The sequence below is a fragment of the Neptuniibacter sp. QD48_55 genome (assembly GCF_047778115.1).
Taxonomy (GTDB): domain Bacteria; phylum Pseudomonadota; class Gammaproteobacteria; order Pseudomonadales; family Balneatricaceae; genus Neptuniibacter.
The window spans coordinates 2,227,289-2,244,372 of record NZ_CP180555.1 but is presented as its reverse complement, the minus strand read 5'-3'; the positions used below and the strand labels follow the sequence as shown (position 1 = coordinate 2,244,372).

The following is a 17,084-nucleotide window of genomic DNA, read 5'->3' as shown; positions in this document are numbered from 1 at the left end:
GTTACATAATGGGGCATAAATTAGCAAAATGCTTAGATTTAAGAGGTATTTAACGTATTAATTTTCTATTTAATCTCTTGCTTAGAGAGGAAGGGCATTTATCCCGTATTTTCCATACCCTCAGATTCATCATAGATTAGATAGTTATTTTTTCCCTGTTTTTTGATTTGATACATGGTGATATCAGCCGCTTTAATTAGAGCGTTAAGATCCGTGCCATGACGAGGTGCTAATGCAATACCGATGCTTGCACCTACTCGATCAGCCTGGCCAGAACCGAGGTCTATGTCTGCTTCAAGCAGTCTTAATATCTTTTCTGCTATGGTGGAAACCTCATCTTCTAAAGAATCTGCTTCGCTTGAAATAAAAATCAAGAATTCATCCCCGCCCCAGCGAGAAAGTAGGTCTGATTTACGCAAGGCAGAACCAAATCGATTGGAAACCTCCTTAAGCACCCTGTCCCCTGCATCATGACCATAGGTATCATTAATCGGTTTAAAGTGATCAAGATCTATTAGCATAACTGCGTGTTGATTATTTGGTTGTTTCATTAACGACTGTTTAATAAGGCGTTTGCAACCACGACGATTCAGGAGGCCGGTGAGTGTATCAACTTCTGACTCGTGGCGAGCTTTCTGCTCACGGAATACTCGTTCTGAAATGTCATAAATGACTAGCTCTAAAAGAACTTCATCGCTCTCATCGAGTACTTGTGAAAGAATGCAATGTAAGTGGCGATCAATTTCGTCCTCTATTCTGAGGCTTAAGTCCAGAGAAACAGGCGTTGGGGACGTAAGTGCTTTCTGAATTGCTCTTGCTAAATGATCCCTTTCTTCAAATAGTTCAATCAGCTTTCGTGTTTGGTTCTCGGAAAAGTACTGGCATGCTTTTTCGCCAACAATGTTGGCAAAAGCTGGGTTGTTCATCAGTAATTGACCATCCATGTTTACTAATGCAATTCCCACGCGGGCATTGTCAAACAATAAGCGGAATTTCTGTTCTAGTTTCTGGACTTCATCGAATAGTTGATTCTTTTGTTGGATGGTTTTTTGCATCTGCCTAAGCAGATTATTGCTGTCTTTTACCAGTTGCCCAATTTCATCCTGATCGTGTCCCGTTGGCGTAATAATTCGTTGGCTGGTCCCAGGTTTTATGATGTGGAGTTGTTGAGCAATCTTTTTAAGTGGAGCTGCTAAAAGTCGATTGACTAACATGATCACGAGCAAAACAACAAAGATGGAATTTACACCAAATATGATGATATGTGACAGCGCTCGTTTCTTTGCTGTTGCTTCAATTAGCTCCTGATTGGGTATTAAGGTTAACTTTCCTATTGGTAGTGCGGGCGTAAAAGGGTCGCTTAATTTTAAAACAACTAACCGCGCTTTGGGCCTGATAGAAATGTCTCCCGCGGTTAACAACATGCCTGTATCGCTATTTAGAATTACGCCAGACACATTGTCATTGATAATGAGACCATGTGTGATTTCCGTACCAAGCTCTTCGTTTTCAAGATAAACGGCAACTTTCGCGCTCTGCTCAACCGTTTTAACTAGTTGTTGCAGGCTTTTGTGGATTTCATCAAGTTCTTCTTTATAAGAAAGTTGGAAAAGAACTATCGCCGAGATAAAGAGAAATAAACAAGCAAACAGCGCAATGGTAATGCCCGTTCTTATAGAGAGCTTTGCATTGAGTGAATTACTCAACATGCGCTATAACCTTAACCGAACTCACTAACTCTGATTTTTCGATATAACCTATAGCAGTAGTATCTTTCATAATGGTAGCGATAACTTCTTCTGATGATTCTACTGACTGAGGCGGTGTTGCTCGACCTGCGAATATCAGTCTAGCCCAGTACGCATTGATTTGGGGTAGGGATTTACCTGTCAGGCCTTTATAAAATTTAGCCCTGTGGTCCGAATCAGCTGGCATATCAAGTGTTGAGGCTTTTCCACCATTAGGGAAATGCTGTACACGTCCCATATATAGGTCAATTACCTGTTTTTTGCTCAATTTATCTACTTGGCTCTCAGGGTGAGAGATCACAATCATTTCAGCTGAAGCCTCTATGGTGATCAGCAATGAGGAGAGGATATATATTAGATACTTCATCGTCTCAGCCCTCAGAACAAAAAGTTCACGTTGATTGAGAAAGTATCTACAGTTTCATCTGTTGTTAACGATGAATCTTTAGCCCATAAGCCAGCGCCATGCGGTTTTATCCAAGTTCTATCCCATTGGAATTTTATGGCGGTGTTGTGATAAATATCCCAACGAACGCCTAGGCCGAGTGATTTCTGATCTACTCCTGTTTGATTATATTGATCCTGAACTATGTCTCTTAAGCCGGTTAGTTGGGCTTTTACTAGAGCCGGTAACAAATCAGGCACGGCGGCTACTTGATTTATTTCATCAGTGTTCTCAATGATGGAGCCTATGCCGTAAAGGGTATAATCACCGATTCTTCTACCGACGCTAAGATATCCACTGTGTGAGGAAGTGAATATATTATCTTTGGTTTTAACTTGATTGAGTTCGGTTTGAATAACCCATTGGTTATTATCGAAGGTAAGGCCAAGCGTATAGTAGTCGAACTTTTTCCCTTTCAAGTTGAGATCGTCAGCAGCCGATGCTGCTTCAGGCCATAACGGAGTGCTGTCATCGAGTGCATCAATTAAAGGTTCATAGAAATCGACACGGTCACTTAATTCTATATGGGCGTAGCCTAATCTGAACTTCCAGTAGTCACTTTCCCATAGCAGGCTTGAGGCAATAGCTGGAGAAACCTTAAGTGTGACATCGTCATATACAAAATCATTTTGTGTCGTACCCACGGTTAAGCGGGCTTGAAAAAAGGATTCTTCTAATAACGTGGAGTAAGTGATGTCAGCTCCATCGATATAATCAAAAGCAAGCGGGCTATAAAACTCGACAGGTGGGCGGGCCCACAGATATGCATATCCTACATTTCTGTACTCAGAGAGCATAAAGACATCAACACCTAATCTACCTAGGCGGTAGCTGAAAGGGTTGTCAGGACTTGGTTGGTAGCGTAAGTAAGCCCACTCGATGCTATTTTCTATGCTTTGGTCAATTCTGTTTTTATAAACAAGCTGAGCTGATGCACTCCATTGATCGTTTAAAACAGTATCAATCTGCAATCCTAATGTTGTGTCTGATTCGAATGACCATGAGTCAGAATCCTCAGCCGTGCGCGCAAGGTTTCTTCTGAAATTTAGGTTATCTCCAGAATTGCTTTTTACTAATCCGATTGTAGAAAAGCCTCTAATAGATGTCTTTTCGGCATGAAGTAATGAGGAGTGAAGTAGGAAAAGTATGGAAGCAAAAATAAAATAAATTTGTTTCATCTCTGGAAAACCTTGATACAACGTGGAGTTCATGCCTGTAGGTATTATAGAAGTCTTTATTAGAAAATTCTGCTCAAATAGTTGTAGTAATTTTAATAAGTTAGCTGATTCCTGAGTCAGAGCAATAAAAATCGATAAAGGTGTCCTAAAGAACTATCTGTTATAGAATTACACCATTAAAAATATAGGGTAAGGCAAAGCACTTGAATCAAAGTAAAAAACAGCTCAGGTCTCTATTAGAAAGCTGTCGACTATCGGATCGTTTTCGTTTTAAACGCCGTATTGAAAGGCTTAAAAATGATGATCAGGAAAGTGCTACTAAATTGGTCGATGATCTTGTAGCTTCGTGTGAATGGGTTGAGAATCGAAAACAACTGAATCGAGATATCTCTTACCCCGATCTTCCTATCAGCAGTCGCCGCGAAGAGATCAGTAAAGCGATCGAAGAAAACCAGGTGGTAGTTTTAGCGGGGGAAACCGGATCAGGTAAAACTACCCAGCTGCCCAAGATTTGTTTAGATCTCGGGTTGGGTTGTAAAGGTCTGATTGGCCATACTCAGCCTCGTCGTTTGGCTGCTCGTACGGTAGCAAGTCGTATAGCCGAAGAATTGCATACCCCTTTAGGTGAACGAGTAGGCTATCAAGTTCGGTTCCATGATCAGGTGGGTGAAAATACTCAAATCAAGTTGATGACAGATGGTATTTTACTTGGTGAAACCCGTCATGATCGTTTCCTTGAACAGTATGAAGTTCTAATTATCGATGAAGCGCATGAGCGCAGCTTGAATATCGATTTCCTACTTGGCTATATAAAACGTATTCTTCCTAAGCGCCCCGATCTTAGGGTCATCATTACCTCTGCAACAATCGATTTAGAACGCTTCTCTAAGCATTTTAATAATGCACCTATCATAGAGGTGTCTGGGCGAACGTATCCCGTAGAGGTTTTATATCGTCCGCTTCATGAGCTTGAAGCTGAAGATGAAAAAGCCCTAGATCTTCAACAAGGAGTTCTTGCTGCAGTTGAAGAGCTTTTAGACACTGAACGTAAGCAGGGTAAAGGGCCGCAAGGTGATGTATTAATCTTTTTACCCGGCGAGCGTGAAATACGTGAAACGGCTGAAATTCTTAGGCGAGCTGAATTAAAGCATACTGAAGTACTTCCTCTATATGCACGACTTTCTTTAGCAGAACAAAATCGGGTGTTCCAACGCTCAGGTAAGGCAGCAGCAACTCGATTAATATTATCTACTAACGTTGCTGAAACGTCCCTAACCTTGCCCGGTATTAAGTATGTGGTTGATGCCGGGTTAGCTAGGATCAGTCGATACAGTTACCGCTCGAAGGTTCAAAGGCTTCCCATTGAAGCTGTCTCTCAAGCGAGTGCTAATCAGCGTGCGGGTCGTTGCGGGCGCATCTCCGAAGGTACTTGTATACGTTTATATTCTGAAGAAGATTTTAATGCCCGGCCGGAGTTTACGGATGCAGAGATTCGTAGAACGAATCTTGCAGCAGTTATTCTTCAGATGCTGTCTCTTAAGCTCGGTGATATATCAGAATTTCCTTTTGTCGATGCGCCAGATAATCGATTTGTCAATGATGGTTTTAAACTGCTTCAAGAGCTTGGAGCGGTAGATGCTAAACGTAATATCACGCGCGTAGGTTGGCAGTTATCGAAACTACCCATCGATCCGCGTTTAGGGCGGATGGTAATAGAAGCCGCGAGAAACAAGTGCTTGCGTGAAGTTCTTATTATTGTAAGTGCTTTATGCATTCAAGATCCACGCGAAAGGCCTCAAGAAAAACGTCAAGCTAGTGATGAGAAGCATCGCCAGTATGCTCACGAAGAATCTGACTTTTTATCCTTTGTTAATTTATGGGATCACTATGAAGAGCAAAGGCAGGAGTTAAGTCAAAATCAATTACGTAAGTACTGTGCTAAACAGTTTCTGTCTTATATGCGTATGCGAGAATGGCGTGATACTCACCGTCAATTGCATCTGATCTGTAAAGAGCTTAAACAACAAGATGATAAGTTTGTTGAAAGGGAGCAAGAAGCCTCTTACGAAGCTATTCATCGTTCTCTTTTAGCTGGCTTGTTAAGTCATATGGGCTTTAAACAAGAGAATAAAGAATACCTTGGGGCGCGTAACCGACGTTTCCTTTTATTCCCAGGTTCCGTTGTTTATAAGAAAGAGCCGAAATGGATTATTGCTGCCGAACTAGTCGAGACCAGTCAGCTATACGCTCGTTGCATTGCTCGCATTGATCCATCTTGGGCAGAAAAATTAGCACCGAATCTAATTAAACGAAACTATAGCGAGCCTCATTGGGAGAAAAAGCGCTCAGAGGTTGTGGCGACAGAGCAGATTACGCTGTATGGCTTAATCATTGTGCCTAAGCGTAAAGTAAGTTATGGGAAAATAGATCCGCTCATCGCTCATGAAATTTTTATTAGACAGGCGCTGGTGGAAGGAGAGTTCAATTCCAAAGCAGCTTTCATCAAGAAAAATCGTGCTTTGTTAAGGGGTATTGAAAAGTTAGAAGCAAAATCTAGAAGAAAGGATCTGCTTGTCGATGAAGAGCAACTTTATGAGTTTTATCGACTTCGTCTGCAATCACTAAAGGGTGAACATATCGTAAATGGCGCCGCTTTTGAAAAGTGGCGTAAGGCTGTTGAGGAAGAAGCACCTGATGCTTTGCATATGCAAGAAGAGGATATTCTGCAACGATCCGCTGATCATGTGTCTGTAGTCGCTTATCCAGACTTTTTCAGATGGGACGCAGCAAAGTTGAAGTTATTCTATAACTTCTCGCCAGGTGCGAAAGATGATGGTGTGACACTTCAGGTTCCCTTGCCATTGTTGAATACGATTCCATTACAACAGATGGAATGGCTAGTGCCAGGGATGCTTGAAGAAAAGTGCTCTGCAATATTAAAAGGCTTACCTAAACAGCAGCGTAAGCACTTTGTGCCAGTGCCAAATTATGTCGAAGCATTTATAAACGCAGTTGAATTCGGGGTGGGCAATTTATACGAAGTTTTTGCTCATCACCTGCTTCGTATGACCGGGATTAGAATACAGGAATCTGATCTAAGGCAGAGTGCGCTTCTTGATCATCTGACTATGAATATTAGGCTAGTAGATGAAAAAGGGCGGTTGCTAGGTGAGTCTCGACGCTGGGATGTTTTAAATGATCAATTCGCTTCACAAATAAATGAAAGGCTAACAGAGAAATCTGATAGTGAATGGGGACGTGAAGGTATAACTGAATGGGATTTTGGGGCGCTAGAAGAAAGCTGCAAAATCAACAAATATGCTGGTGTTGAGGTAGAGGCTTACCCTGTATTAGAAGATGAAGGTGAATCTGTAACCTTATGCTTAAAATCTCATAAAGATGAATCTGTCCAAGTTAGTCGATTAGGGGTTGCGCGTTTGGCTCTTCTTTCAATGAAGGAGCAGGTTCGTAATCTAAAGAAGGCACTGAAGAAGGATCAAATAACTCAAAGTGTATTATTAAGCGGTGGCCTATATACGCCAGCTCAATTAGAACAAGAGATTATTTGGCAGGCCTGTGCTTCGATTATATTGCCCGAGCATGGTGTTATAAGAGAACAAAAGGAATTTGAGCAAGCTGTCTTAAAGTGCAAAAGCGAAATTATACCCGCTGGGGAAAAGCTGTTAGGGAATGTTCTTGAGCTTTGTCAAACCTATAACCGCATCCAGAAGCAGCTTAAAGGTAAGGTGCAGTTAAATGAGGTGCCGGTTTTAAATGATGTTAAACACCAGCTATCGCAGTTAATGTACAAGGGTTTTATAAAGCATGAATCGGCTTGCGTGTTGAAACAATATCCAAGGTATTTAAAGGGTATTGAAATTCGACTTGAGAAATTTAGGCGAAACTTGAGGCAGGAATGCCTTCACAGCGATCAATTGCAGCAGTGTTTTGAACAGTATCAAAAGAGATATGAAAAACTCTGTTCGCAAGGTATTTATGATCAGGAATTAACTAACTACCGCTGGATGATTGAAGAGCTTCGCGTCTCATTGTTTGCTCAACAGTTGGGTACCGCTATAACGGTGTCTGAGAAGCGTCTTAAGCAGCAGTGGGCGAAAGTGGCCAATTGATGTAGATCAATAAATTTAGGGAGTAATACTTTTGTTGGGTGTTAACAGCTAAATAAATGCTCCCGCAAAGGTTGCAGAAGCCTTTTGGGTGTGTTGTAATGCCCGAAAATTATTTCTAGGAGTCTGCTAAGGCCTTGTTAAATGGAGTTAATTCCCCGTTATAGGTACTAAAGCAGGAGAGAGATAAGGCAGAAGTTAAAGTTTTTTATAGCTCTGCCGAGACAAGTTTTAGGAGAAAAATGTGTTTCATTTATTTGAAATATATTTTTTTTATAGTATTTTCATAGCGTAATAGCGTGTTAAATGCGTTATGCTAGAAAAATTAAAAAATTCACTACTAGTATGTTGAATATTATTGAAGGGGAAATGTTGATGAAAAAGTCACTTATCGCTCTAGCTGTTGCTGGCGCTATGACTGCACCAATGATCGCACAGGCTGACGCTACTCTATACGGTTCTTTCCGTATCGGTCTTGAAAAAGTAGACAACGGCGACACTGGTGTTGACGATCAGTCTTCACGTGTTGGTATCAAAGGTGATGTTGATCTAGGTCTAGACGGCACTAAAGGTCTATTCCACTGGGAAGCTCAAGCTAACAACGCTACTGGCGCTGACCAATCTACAGCTCTTAAAACTCGTCTACAGTACATTGGTGCTCAGGGCGACTGGGGTAAGCTACTTATCGGTAAGCAGTACCACCCACACTACCTATTGATCTCTGGCCCAACTAACATCTTCAACCCAGGTGACGGCGGCTACGGTGAGCGTTTTAACCTAGGTAACGGTGTTACTGGTAAATCTGGTCACTTCATGAAGCGTACTGAAGGTACTATCGCTTACTACTCTCCTAAGATGAATGGCTTCCAGATTATTGCTGGTGCTGTGCTTCTTACTGACGGCGATGACAACAACGATTCTATCGATGATTCTGTTGATGCATACAACGTTGCAGCGACTTACTCTGCTAATAACCTAACTGTATCTGCATCTATCGGTCACATCGAAGGTATTAACGATGTTGATGCTGCTACTCTAAATGCTAACGGTTCTACGACTGCTGAAAACGTTGTTGACACTAACATCGAAAAAGATGTTTGGGGTCTTGCAGCTAAATACAAGCTTGACGCTCTTGAGCTAATGGCTAAGTACGAAGATGCTGAAACTGACGCTGACTCTGGTGAGCTAGCTGATGAGCGCGTTTGGGAACTAGCTGCTCGTTACACTATGGGTGCAACTTCTGTTTACGCTCGTTACGCTGACTACGAAGACAAGACTGACAACACTGATCTTGAACAGTGGGGCCTAGGTGTTCAGCAGAAACTTGGTAAAGGTCGTGTATTCGCTGAATACGTAGACAATGATTCTGATGACACTAACGAAGATCGCGCAGTACTAGGTTACCGCGTAGACTTCTAAGTCGACATTTCCTTACGGAAATACAGAAAAAGGCTTCCTTTGGGAAGCCTTTTTTCGTTTTTGAATTTAATTAGACTAACCTTCTCATAATTAAGCCTTTTTCCTATTTTTATTCTGGATGTTTCTCAGCTAGAATACCCTCTTATTTATTGGGTAAAGTGAAAGGATCCTGAATGAAAACCAAATTTCGCAGTTTGTTAGCGGCAGGTGCTGTTTCTTTGGCATTGACGCAGCCTGTTATGGCGGAAGAGGTCAATGTAGACCCTTGGGAAGGTTTTAACCGAACCATGTTTAGTTTCAATGACGGTCTAGATACTTACGCCCTAAAGCCAGTAACAAAAGGTTATAAGGCGGTGATGCCTGATGTAGCTGAAACTGGTGTGAATAACTTTTTTGAAAACCTTGCTGATGTAGGTACATTCTTTAATAACCTGCTCCAAGGTAAGTTCGATAATGCAACCCAAGATTTTGCTCGAGTAGCATTTAATTCTACATTTGGTTTAGCAGGCCTTATCGATGTTGCTACACCAATGGGTATTGAAAAGCACGATGAAGACTTTGGTCAAACATTAGGTTACTGGGGTGTTAATAGCGGTCCTTACCTTGTTGTTCCTTTCTTCGGTCCAATGACTGTTCGTGATGGCGTAGGTAAATTCCCAGATACTCTAGTAGACCCTGTTTATCACCTAGATGATAATGGTGCGCGTAATGCTCTTTACGTGACTCGTGTTATTGATACGCGTGCACAGCTATTAGAAAGTGAAAAGTTGATCTCTGGTGATAAATATATCTTTATCCGTGATGCTTACTTGCAAAAACGTGCTTTCGATATTGCTGACGGTGATACTGAAAACTACGACGATAACAATTTCTAATATAGAAGTTTAGTGTGGATGAAAGCCTCAATTATTCAGATATAATTGGGGCTTTTTTGTAAGTCGTGATATCTGTGACTAAAAATCTATTGCAAGTTAAGTCAACTGGATTTAACGTGGTTTCTCATGGACTCTAGACTAATTTGCAAGGCCTGATATATGAGGCAAGCATACCAAACCATTCTATTGGTCGATCATGTTGCAGAAGCAATTGATTCGATCGTCGACGCCTGTAATCAGCTAGACCTTCCGCCTGTAAAAATTTCTACAGCTTTTAGTAGTGATTACGCATTAGAATTATTAGAAGAGCACAGTTTCTCTTTGGTGATTGTGGGTGTGAGTGAGCGTTTAAAGCTGGTTGATCTTCAGCATTTAGCTACGTCACAAGCCCCGAAACCAAACCTTGCGTTATTACCTGATAGTGAGGTGAATCAGGTGATGGCAGCGCTGAGGAAGGGAGCTAGCAATGTATTCTTACAGTCTGAAATCCTTGATCAAGGTCCAGCGTTCTCCCTAGCCATTAAATCCTTGCTTAACCAGGCGGAATTGATTGAGCAAAATCTTCATTATCGGGAAGAATTAGAGAAAAGTTTGGCTGAGCTTAAAGCAGATCAGCAGGCGGCTCATCAGATACAAAAAAACATGTTGCCTGCCACTGATGTTCAGTTAGGGGTGGTTCGAGCTCAATATCTATTAATCCCGTCGTTATATTTAAGTGGTGATTTCGTTGATGCTGTCAAGGTCGATGACAAATTGACCCTCTTTTACTTAGCCGATGTTTCAGGTCATGGGGCTTCTTCTGCACTTGTCACTGTTTTGCTCAAGAATATGACTAATCGGCTTCTGAGAAACTATAGGCGGCAATCGAGTTTTGACATTTTATCGCCAAAAGATGTGCTCCATCGAATCAACACAGAGTTGCTTGATACTGGGTTAGGCAAGCATTTGAGCATGTTTATCGGTTTATACAATGAAGCTGACGCTAGCTTAAGTTACGCTGTAGGCGGGCATCATCCTATGCCAATATTGCATGATCGGGATGGCTGTCGTTTCCTTGAGGGGAGAGGGATGCCTGTAGGTCTCTTTCATGAGCCTCTATATGATGAGAGAACATTGCAGCTGCATGCTGAGTTTGAAATTACATTGTTCTCTGACGGTATCTTTGAAGTATTGGAAGAGTCGAATATGGAAGCTAAAGAACAGCGCCTTATTGATGCGGTTTCTGGTACTAAAGGTGGGGGGCCGAACAGCATTCGAGATGCTTTACTTCCTAGTACTATTGATGCGGCTCCGGATGATATCGCAATTATGACGATTTGCAGGCAGTAATCATGCAAGAAGGTTTAATATATTCAGCCTTGGTTGAGGGGCGATTTGTCCTCAAATTCGTTGGAGATGTTCGTCTTACCTTGTGTACTACTCTGGATTGCCATTTAGAACAATCTTTAGCTGATCCTTCTGTGAGTGAGGTTTTGATCGATCTGACGCAAGCAGAAGGGATTGATAGTACTTCCCTAGGGTTGATTGCGAAATTAGCTATTAAGGCTGATCATGCAGGAATGGATAAGCCTGCTCTTGTCTCAACAAATTCAGATATAACTCGAATCCTGTATACCATGGGGTTTGATCATATTTTTGTTCTGCTAGAAGAACTCCCGCCTTGCGTAGAAGATCTTAAAGAATTGCCGCTTGTGCAGGAATCTGTTGCTGAAATGCAGGAGAGAATTATTGCTGCGCACCGTATTCTTATGGATCTTAATGAAGCAAATAGGGAGGCTTTCCAAGATCTCGTTAATACGCTCGAATCAGTTAAAGAGTAATCTATTTCGCTAAGTAAGTTATAAACAGCTTCTGTGGATAACTTTGTTAGTTTTTTATGGTTAAGTTGCTATAGGCCCCGTAAAACTTGGCTATTTAACAAATTGCGTGAAAATAATACAGGTTGAAAAGTCTTTATTTTTCAGTGGGTTGAATTTTGTTTTGGATGGTTTTTGTCAAGCTGTTTTGCAAAATAAATCGTGCTGAGAGACAAAAACCTTCCCGCAATTATTGGATAAAGTTTTTAAAGGCCTCTTGAGTTTCAGAAGAGGCTTGTTGATATAAGCTTTTCAACAAAATTAGCTTCATTTGTTCATCAGTCACTTTATCTCCTTTTAAAACAGTGGGTGTTTCAATGACTGAAACCTGCTGGGTAGCATTGCTGTTTGATCTATTGAAATCAGTTAGCTCTCTCTCAAAATCTATCCCTAAACGGAATCCCTTTAGTGGTAGAAGTTCTGCTTTAAATTGAATTGGATTTTTGTCGTTTTTAAGTTGCCAGTTAAGCTCGCGGTTGAAATGCTCTAGCTGTCTTGTGTTTTTGATCTCAGGTGTTTTAAGTGTGAGGGTTTGTTTCTCTGAGCTAAATAAAAGTACGCTTGGATGGCTTTGCTCTAGCTCATAATCGCTGCCATTCTTTATCTCTGCTGTGTAGGAAACAAGAAGTTGGTTATTGCCATCAGGTAGGTTTAAAGATCGATCGTTGGAAAAAAAAGAGGATACACTTTCGCTGCCGTTGATCGCGTGAACTTTAATGCCTTCACCCAATATTAACTGGTTATCTGCCATTACATGAGGTGCTGAAATCAGTGTCACCAACAAAGCTAGTTTTTTCATGAGGTTCTCCAGAAGGTAAGAATGGCTCAATAGGCTTGAAGGGGAGGACCTATTGAGCCACCGTTTAGCAATTAGAACTTGATTTGCATGCCTGCAAGAACGTCGATTTCAGAATCAACGCTAGCATCGTCAAAACTTGCTTTAGCAACTTCGGCGAAGACTGATACGTTCTTCTGTGACGGGAATTTATAAGTCACGTTGGTGTACCAAGAGCTTGCATCTTGGTTGTCTGCATCAGAATCTACATTTACGTAACCTAGCGCTACTCGTGTTGTTTCTAGAGGCTGGAAAATAGCGACTAAGTTACTGATATCAGCATCAGCTGTCGCTGGGTTGCCATAGTCAGTCGAACTGAAATCCGTTCCAAAAGTTGCAAAACCAGCATCGAATTTGGCACTAACACCCCAAGTATCATCTGAATAGGTCGAACCGCTAGCCTGATGAGTTTGGTAGGCTGCTGCTAGAGAGAGTTGAGAAAGTTTAGTGCTAACAAATAGATCTGTTGCTTCACCATCTTCGCTGGCATTGCCGTCTGATGCTATTTCATGTGATACAACTACAGTGGCATTATCAAAGCTTGCTTCTAGGCGGATAAGATCGTCGCCTGAGCTTTTAACTACATCAAACTGATCTTCATCAAGGATTGTTTCATAAGCCGCTTCCACACCAAATTCGTCACCGGCCGTATTTGTTTTACCCACTTTTAACTTCAAATTGCTGTATTGAAGGCCTAGGTAAGCTTCTTCCAGTTTGCTATCGCTTGCACTGGAATCATCAGCCGAACCGTTGAAGGAAAAATCCAGTTGACCGAAGGCTTTAAGATCGTTACCTAGATCGTAAATAATTGTATTCTTCAGCTCTAAATCATCAAACTCTACGTCAAAATCATTGGCTTTTTTGTAGTCGTCACGTAATTGAAGCTGCCAATCGCCTTTAAGCTTATAAGTTAAGCCGTCAGCGCTGTAAATTGTTGCTGCCATGGATGTGCTGGTAGCGAGTGTTGCGGTAATAGCTACAGATAAAGCTAGTTTTTTCATGTTTGCCTCTTTTGTATTTTTTAGAACCTCTCGCTCAGATTTGTATCGAGCACAGAGGGAAGCTTTGTAATTCAGTCAGTGACTATTTGACTCGGGACAACTGGGACATCAGTTGTGAAATCCTAAGTGCTCAATAGCCGACTTGGAGTTTTAAAATGTCAAAACCGTGCTGCAAAAATGGCATTCAGTTTGGGGATTGCAGGCACAGCTATCCGCTAGTCCTCCTTTGGATTAGTTGAAGTTGATTGAGATTGGATCGCAGGAATTTACAGCCTGACTTGTAAATTCCTGCTGATATTGAATTTTGGCTAGGGCTAGCCTTCACCCTCAGAGATCGCAGCTTCGCAACCCGGGTTCTTGCTGGAATTAGTTCTCTTTCTCCAAGCTTCGATGATTGGGGGAAGGACTAAAATAACGATTGCTACAATGACGATGCTCAGTGTCAGTGGTCGCTCCCAAAGGAATGCGAAGCTGCCGTCAGAGATGGTTAAAGCACGGCTTAAGTTGTTTTCCATCAAACCGCCTAAGATGAAACCAAGCAGCATAGGTGCCATCGGAAACTCAAGCAGTTTTAGGAAAATGGCTATGACCGTAATGATCGCCATCATATGAATATCAAAGCTATTAAAGCTCACGAGATAAACACCAGTGATCGAGAAGAAAAGGATCAATGGGATTAAGATTGGTCTTGGGATAACTAGTAGTCGGGAGATGTATGGAATCAACGGCAGATTAAGAATCAGCAGTACCAAGTTGCCAAAATACATCGAAATGATGACAGACCAGAATACATCCGGATTATCTAGAAATAAACGAGGGCCCGGCTGAATACCGTAAGCAATTAATGCACCCAGCATAATTGCTGTTGTACCTGAACCAGGAATACCTAGCGTCAGAAGCGGTACGAATGAGCCTGTAGATGCTGCATTGTTTGCAGATTCCGGTGCTGCCAAACCACGTAAAGCGCCCTTGCCAAATTTTAGTTTCTCTTTGGCTGAAGCAAGGTTGCGTTCCAGACCATAAGCAAGGAATGACGCGATGGTTGCACCTGCACCTGGAAGGATCCCAATTAGGAAACCAAAAAAGGAAGAGCGGCCAACGGTTGGGGCAACGTGCTTAACTTCTTCTTTGCTTAGCTTCATGCTGCCTAGTTGGCTCATATCCATAGGTGCTTCTTTCTTGTTATGCTGACCTTTAAGCACAGTCATAACTACCTCGGTTAAAGCAAAGGTTGCCATAGCTAAAAGTAAGAAGCTGATACCATCGATCAAGTCGACGCTGCCAAAGGTAAATCGGGTTGTGCCAGATGTAACATCTGTACCTACAGTCGCGATCATTAGGCCTAATACGGTCATGATTAGCGCTTTGATAACTTGGCCTTTACCAGAGAATGCTGCTACCGCCGTTAAACCAAGAATCATCAGGGCAAAGTAATCGCTCGATTGGAAACTCAACGAAACTGAGGCTAATGCAGGTGCTGCAAATAGCAGTACCAGTGCACCGATAGTGCCGCCTGTAAATGATGAGTATGCAGCTAGGGCTAGTGCTTTACCTGCTTGTTTTTGTTGAGCCAGTGGATAACCGTCAAAAGAGGTTACAACCGTACTCGCACAGCCAGGCGCATTGATCAGAATTGATGAGGTTGAACCACCAAAGACTGCACCGTAATAAACACCGGCCATCAAAATAATCCCAGAAGAGGGGTCTAGTCCGTAAGTGATTGGGATCATTAGGGCTACGGCTGAAATAGGGCCTAAGCCTGGTAACATCCCGATAAACGTGCCTGCAAAGCAGCCAACAACGACCATCAATAGGTTAAAAGGCATCACCGCAGTGGTAAGCCCAGTAATAATTCCGTCTAACATGGGATCAGCCTCCAAAAATTACAGTTAACGCTTTACCTGGAGCCAGATAAATATCGAGTAGTTGTGTCAGTGCGAACCATAGGAAAATGGCAAAAGGCACTGATGCAATAAATAGGGTCTTGGGTCTTCTTTCGCCTAATAGCCAGTAACCACCGACTAAAAAGAAAATGGTAGAAATTAAGAAACCTAGCCATTCAAGTGCTAACGCAAAAAGTACAACGAGCAGTAATAACTTGATTACTAATGGGAAGTCATACCCTTTAAGTACTAACTTTTGGTCATTGCTAGATTTGGTTGTAGCCAGCAGTAAGATGGACAGTACGCCACCTACTATTGCCAAAGCATTAGGAATTGTTTGTGCATGGAACGGTTCGAATTCATCACCAGGCAGTAAAGGGATCTGAGTTGCATAGTAGCCGTAAGCTACAGACAAACTGAGAAATACCAGACCACCAATATGATCTTTGCATAAGGTCATGAGGATCCTCCTGCTATGGCAGAGGCCATAACTGTCTATTTAAAAAAACCGAGGGCCAGTCGACAGAGGCCAAAAGGCAAAGCCCTCGGTAAAGAAGGCCTGACTTAATCAAAGTCAGGAATATTGCTGCGAAATGAGAGTGTGTTTACTTAAGGAATCCAAGTTCGCGCATTAGAGCACCAACTTCTTTTTCCTGAGTTTCTAGGAATGAGACAAATTCAGGACCTGGTTTGAAAATCTCTGTCCAGCCATTACGTGAACGTACGGTTTCCCACTCAGGTGTGTCGTACATTTTGTCTAGAGATTCAATAAACTCAGCTTGTTGCGCTTCGCTTGTGCCTGGTGCTGCGAAGAAACCACGCCAGTTTACAAATGTAGTGTCATAGCCAAGTTCTTTGAGGGTTGGGACGTCTGGCGCAGCTTCATTTCGTTCGCTACCTGTCATGACTAGAATGCGTACTTCGCCTGCTTCAGCTAGGGCTAACGCTTCACTGAAACCTGTTGATAGAAGTTGTGTTTCTCCAGAAAGAAGGCCAGCCATTGCTTTACCGCCTGCATCGTAAGCAACATAGCGAACTTGACGTGCATCACCGCCTGTTGCTTTAAATGCCATTGCTGCTACTAGATGATCCATACTGCCACGAGCAGAACCGCCTGCAATTTTGATAGAGCGCGGGTTAGCTTTGTAGTCAGCAACCACTTGTTTGAAATCGGTGTATTTTGAATCTTTCTTAACTACAAAGGCACCGTAATCGCCGATAGTTGCAGCGATTGGTGTTAGATCACGGAATGATTGTGGGAATACTTTAGATAATGAACGAATTACGATAGGAGTTGAGTTCACCATCAAGGTGTCTTGCTTCTGTTCAGCTGTCTCGATCAAGTGAGCAATGGCTTTACCACCGCCACCGCCAGACATGTTTTCGTAAGAAATAGTATCAACAATACCTGCTTTAGATAGCGCTTCGCCTGTGCCACGGGCTGTTGAATCCCAGCCGCCGCCAGCACCACCAGGGATTAGAAAGTGAATGCTTTCCATGGCTTGAGCTTGGTAGGAAACACCGGCTGTCATGCATGTTGTTAATACGGCCGCCATCAGAGTTTTTTTGCTTTTAACTTTACCGAACATCGAGATCACCTCGTATTTATTTTTGTGATGCCTACAAAGTAGTGAGGTTTATTCGGCAAATGAAGCTTATGAAATTAAAGGCTTTTTAATCCTTAAAAATCATTTTGTTCATAATGTTTACGGGGCTT

General features: G+C 42.2%; 13 protein-coding genes. 5 read left to right on the top strand and 8 right to left on the bottom strand.

Features of this window, described 5'->3' with window-relative positions; genetic code table 11:
- Window positions 1–98: 98 nt before the first annotated feature.
- The 3 genes from ACMXYW_RS10370 to ACMXYW_RS10360 are packed head-to-tail and all read right to left on the bottom strand — an operon-like array spanning window position 99 to window position 3,371.
- Window positions 99–1,709, bottom strand: a complete 1,611-nt coding sequence (locus ACMXYW_RS10370) for a diguanylate cyclase domain-containing protein (protein ID WP_415903990.1) — start codon at window positions 1,707–1,709, stop codon at window positions 99–101.
- Window positions 1,699–2,115 carry a hypothetical protein gene (locus ACMXYW_RS10365; RefSeq protein WP_415900678.1) on the bottom strand — a complete coding sequence of 139 codons (417 nt, stop codon included), beginning with the start codon at window positions 2,113–2,115 and terminating at the stop codon, window positions 1,699–1,701. The genes ACMXYW_RS10370 and ACMXYW_RS10365 overlap by 11 nt, the downstream gene beginning before the upstream one ends.
- Window positions 2,116–2,126: 11 nt before the next feature.
- Complete coding sequence (locus tag ACMXYW_RS10360) at window positions 2,127–3,371, bottom strand: hypothetical protein (protein WP_415903989.1); 1,245 nt, start codon at window positions 3,369–3,371, stop codon at window positions 2,127–2,129.
- Window positions 3,372–3,574: 203 nt separating this feature from the next.
- Here ACMXYW_RS10360 and hrpA point away from each other — a divergent pair, with 203 nt between their 5' ends.
- From hrpA to ACMXYW_RS10335, 5 genes are all read left to right on the top strand, one after another.
- A complete protein-coding gene (gene hrpA / locus ACMXYW_RS10355; RefSeq protein WP_415903988.1) occupies window positions 3,575–7,501 on the top strand; it encodes an ATP-dependent RNA helicase HrpA in 3,927 nt (1,308 codons plus the stop codon).
- A 372-nt stretch (window positions 7,502–7,873) separates the two neighbouring features.
- The gene (locus tag ACMXYW_RS10350; protein ID WP_415903987.1) at window positions 7,874–8,917 is read left to right on the top strand and encodes a porin; all 1,044 of its coding nucleotides are present in this window, start codon (window positions 7,874–7,876) and stop codon (window positions 8,915–8,917) included.
- Between the two features lie 173 nt (window positions 8,918–9,090).
- Window positions 9,091–9,792 carry a VacJ family lipoprotein gene (locus ACMXYW_RS10345; protein WP_415897897.1) on the top strand — a complete coding sequence of 234 codons (702 nt, stop codon included), beginning with the start codon at window positions 9,091–9,093 and terminating at the stop codon, window positions 9,790–9,792.
- Between the two features lie 159 nt (window positions 9,793–9,951).
- Complete coding sequence (locus tag ACMXYW_RS10340; RefSeq protein ID WP_415903986.1) at window positions 9,952–11,121, top strand: PP2C family protein-serine/threonine phosphatase; 1,170 nt, start codon at window positions 9,952–9,954, stop codon at window positions 11,119–11,121.
- A gap of 2 nt (window positions 11,122–11,123) precedes the next feature.
- Window positions 11,124–11,612 (top strand): STAS domain-containing protein, encoded by a 489-nt coding sequence (locus ACMXYW_RS10335; RefSeq protein WP_415881679.1) that lies wholly within the window; start codon window positions 11,124–11,126, stop codon window positions 11,610–11,612.
- A gap of 226 nt (window positions 11,613–11,838) precedes the next feature.
- Here the strand turns inward: ACMXYW_RS10335 and ACMXYW_RS10330 are convergent, their stop codons facing one another.
- The 5 genes from ACMXYW_RS10330 to ACMXYW_RS10310 form a co-directional block, all read right to left on the bottom strand.
- The gene (locus ACMXYW_RS10330; RefSeq protein ID WP_415903985.1) at window positions 11,839–12,447 is read right to left on the bottom strand and encodes a DUF2057 family protein; all 609 of its coding nucleotides are present in this window, start codon (window positions 12,445–12,447) and stop codon (window positions 11,839–11,841) included.
- 71 nt (window positions 12,448–12,518) lie between these two features.
- A complete protein-coding gene (locus ACMXYW_RS10325; RefSeq protein WP_415900684.1) occupies window positions 12,519–13,484 on the bottom strand; it encodes a porin in 966 nt (321 codons plus the stop codon).
- A 314-nt stretch (window positions 13,485–13,798) separates the two neighbouring features.
- Window positions 13,799–15,349 (bottom strand): tripartite tricarboxylate transporter permease, encoded by a 1,551-nt coding sequence (locus ACMXYW_RS10320; protein WP_415903984.1) that lies wholly within the window; start codon window positions 15,347–15,349, stop codon window positions 13,799–13,801.
- 4 nt (window positions 15,350–15,353) lie between these two features.
- A complete protein-coding gene (locus tag ACMXYW_RS10315; RefSeq protein ID WP_415900686.1) occupies window positions 15,354–15,827 on the bottom strand; it encodes a tripartite tricarboxylate transporter TctB family protein in 474 nt (157 codons plus the stop codon).
- 145 nt (window positions 15,828–15,972) lie between these two features.
- Complete coding sequence (locus ACMXYW_RS10310; protein WP_415903983.1) at window positions 15,973–16,956, bottom strand: tripartite tricarboxylate transporter substrate binding protein; 984 nt, start codon at window positions 16,954–16,956, stop codon at window positions 15,973–15,975.
- Between the last annotated feature and the right edge of the window lie 128 nt (window positions 16,957–17,084).

Excerpts from the sequence above, each read along its gene's own strand:
- ACMXYW_RS10335 (WP_415881679.1), top strand. The coding sequence starts at position 11,124 with ATGCAAGAAGGTTTAATATATTCAGCCTTGGTTGAGGGGCGATTTGTC.
- ACMXYW_RS10310 (WP_415903983.1), bottom strand. The coding sequence starts at position 16,956 with ATGTTCGGTAAAGTTAAAAGCAAAAAAACTCTGATGGCGGCCGTATTA.
- ACMXYW_RS10320 (WP_415903984.1), bottom strand. The coding sequence starts at position 15,349 with ATGTTAGACGGAATTATTACTGGGCTTACCACTGCGGTGATGCCTTTT.
- ACMXYW_RS10330 (WP_415903985.1), bottom strand. The coding sequence starts at position 12,447 with ATGAAAAAACTAGCTTTGTTGGTGACACTGATTTCAGCACCTCATGTA.
- ACMXYW_RS10345 (WP_415897897.1), top strand. The coding sequence starts at position 9,091 with ATGAAAACCAAATTTCGCAGTTTGTTAGCGGCAGGTGCTGTTTCTTTG.
- ACMXYW_RS10370 (WP_415903990.1), bottom strand. The coding sequence starts at position 1,709 with ATGTTGAGTAATTCACTCAATGCAAAGCTCTCTATAAGAACGGGCATT.
- ACMXYW_RS10315 (WP_415900686.1), bottom strand. The coding sequence starts at position 15,827 with ATGACCTTATGCAAAGATCATATTGGTGGTCTGGTATTTCTCAGTTTG.
- ACMXYW_RS10365 (WP_415900678.1), bottom strand. The coding sequence starts at position 2,115 with ATGAAGTATCTAATATATATCCTCTCCTCATTGCTGATCACCATAGAG.
- ACMXYW_RS10350 (WP_415903987.1), top strand. The coding sequence starts at position 7,874 with ATGAAAAAGTCACTTATCGCTCTAGCTGTTGCTGGCGCTATGACTGCA.
- ACMXYW_RS10360 (WP_415903989.1), bottom strand. The coding sequence starts at position 3,371 with ATGAAACAAATTTATTTTATTTTTGCTTCCATACTTTTCCTACTTCAC.
- ACMXYW_RS10325 (WP_415900684.1), bottom strand. The coding sequence starts at position 13,484 with ATGAAAAAACTAGCTTTATCTGTAGCTATTACCGCAACACTCGCTACC.
- ACMXYW_RS10340 (WP_415903986.1), top strand. The coding sequence starts at position 9,952 with ATGAGGCAAGCATACCAAACCATTCTATTGGTCGATCATGTTGCAGAA.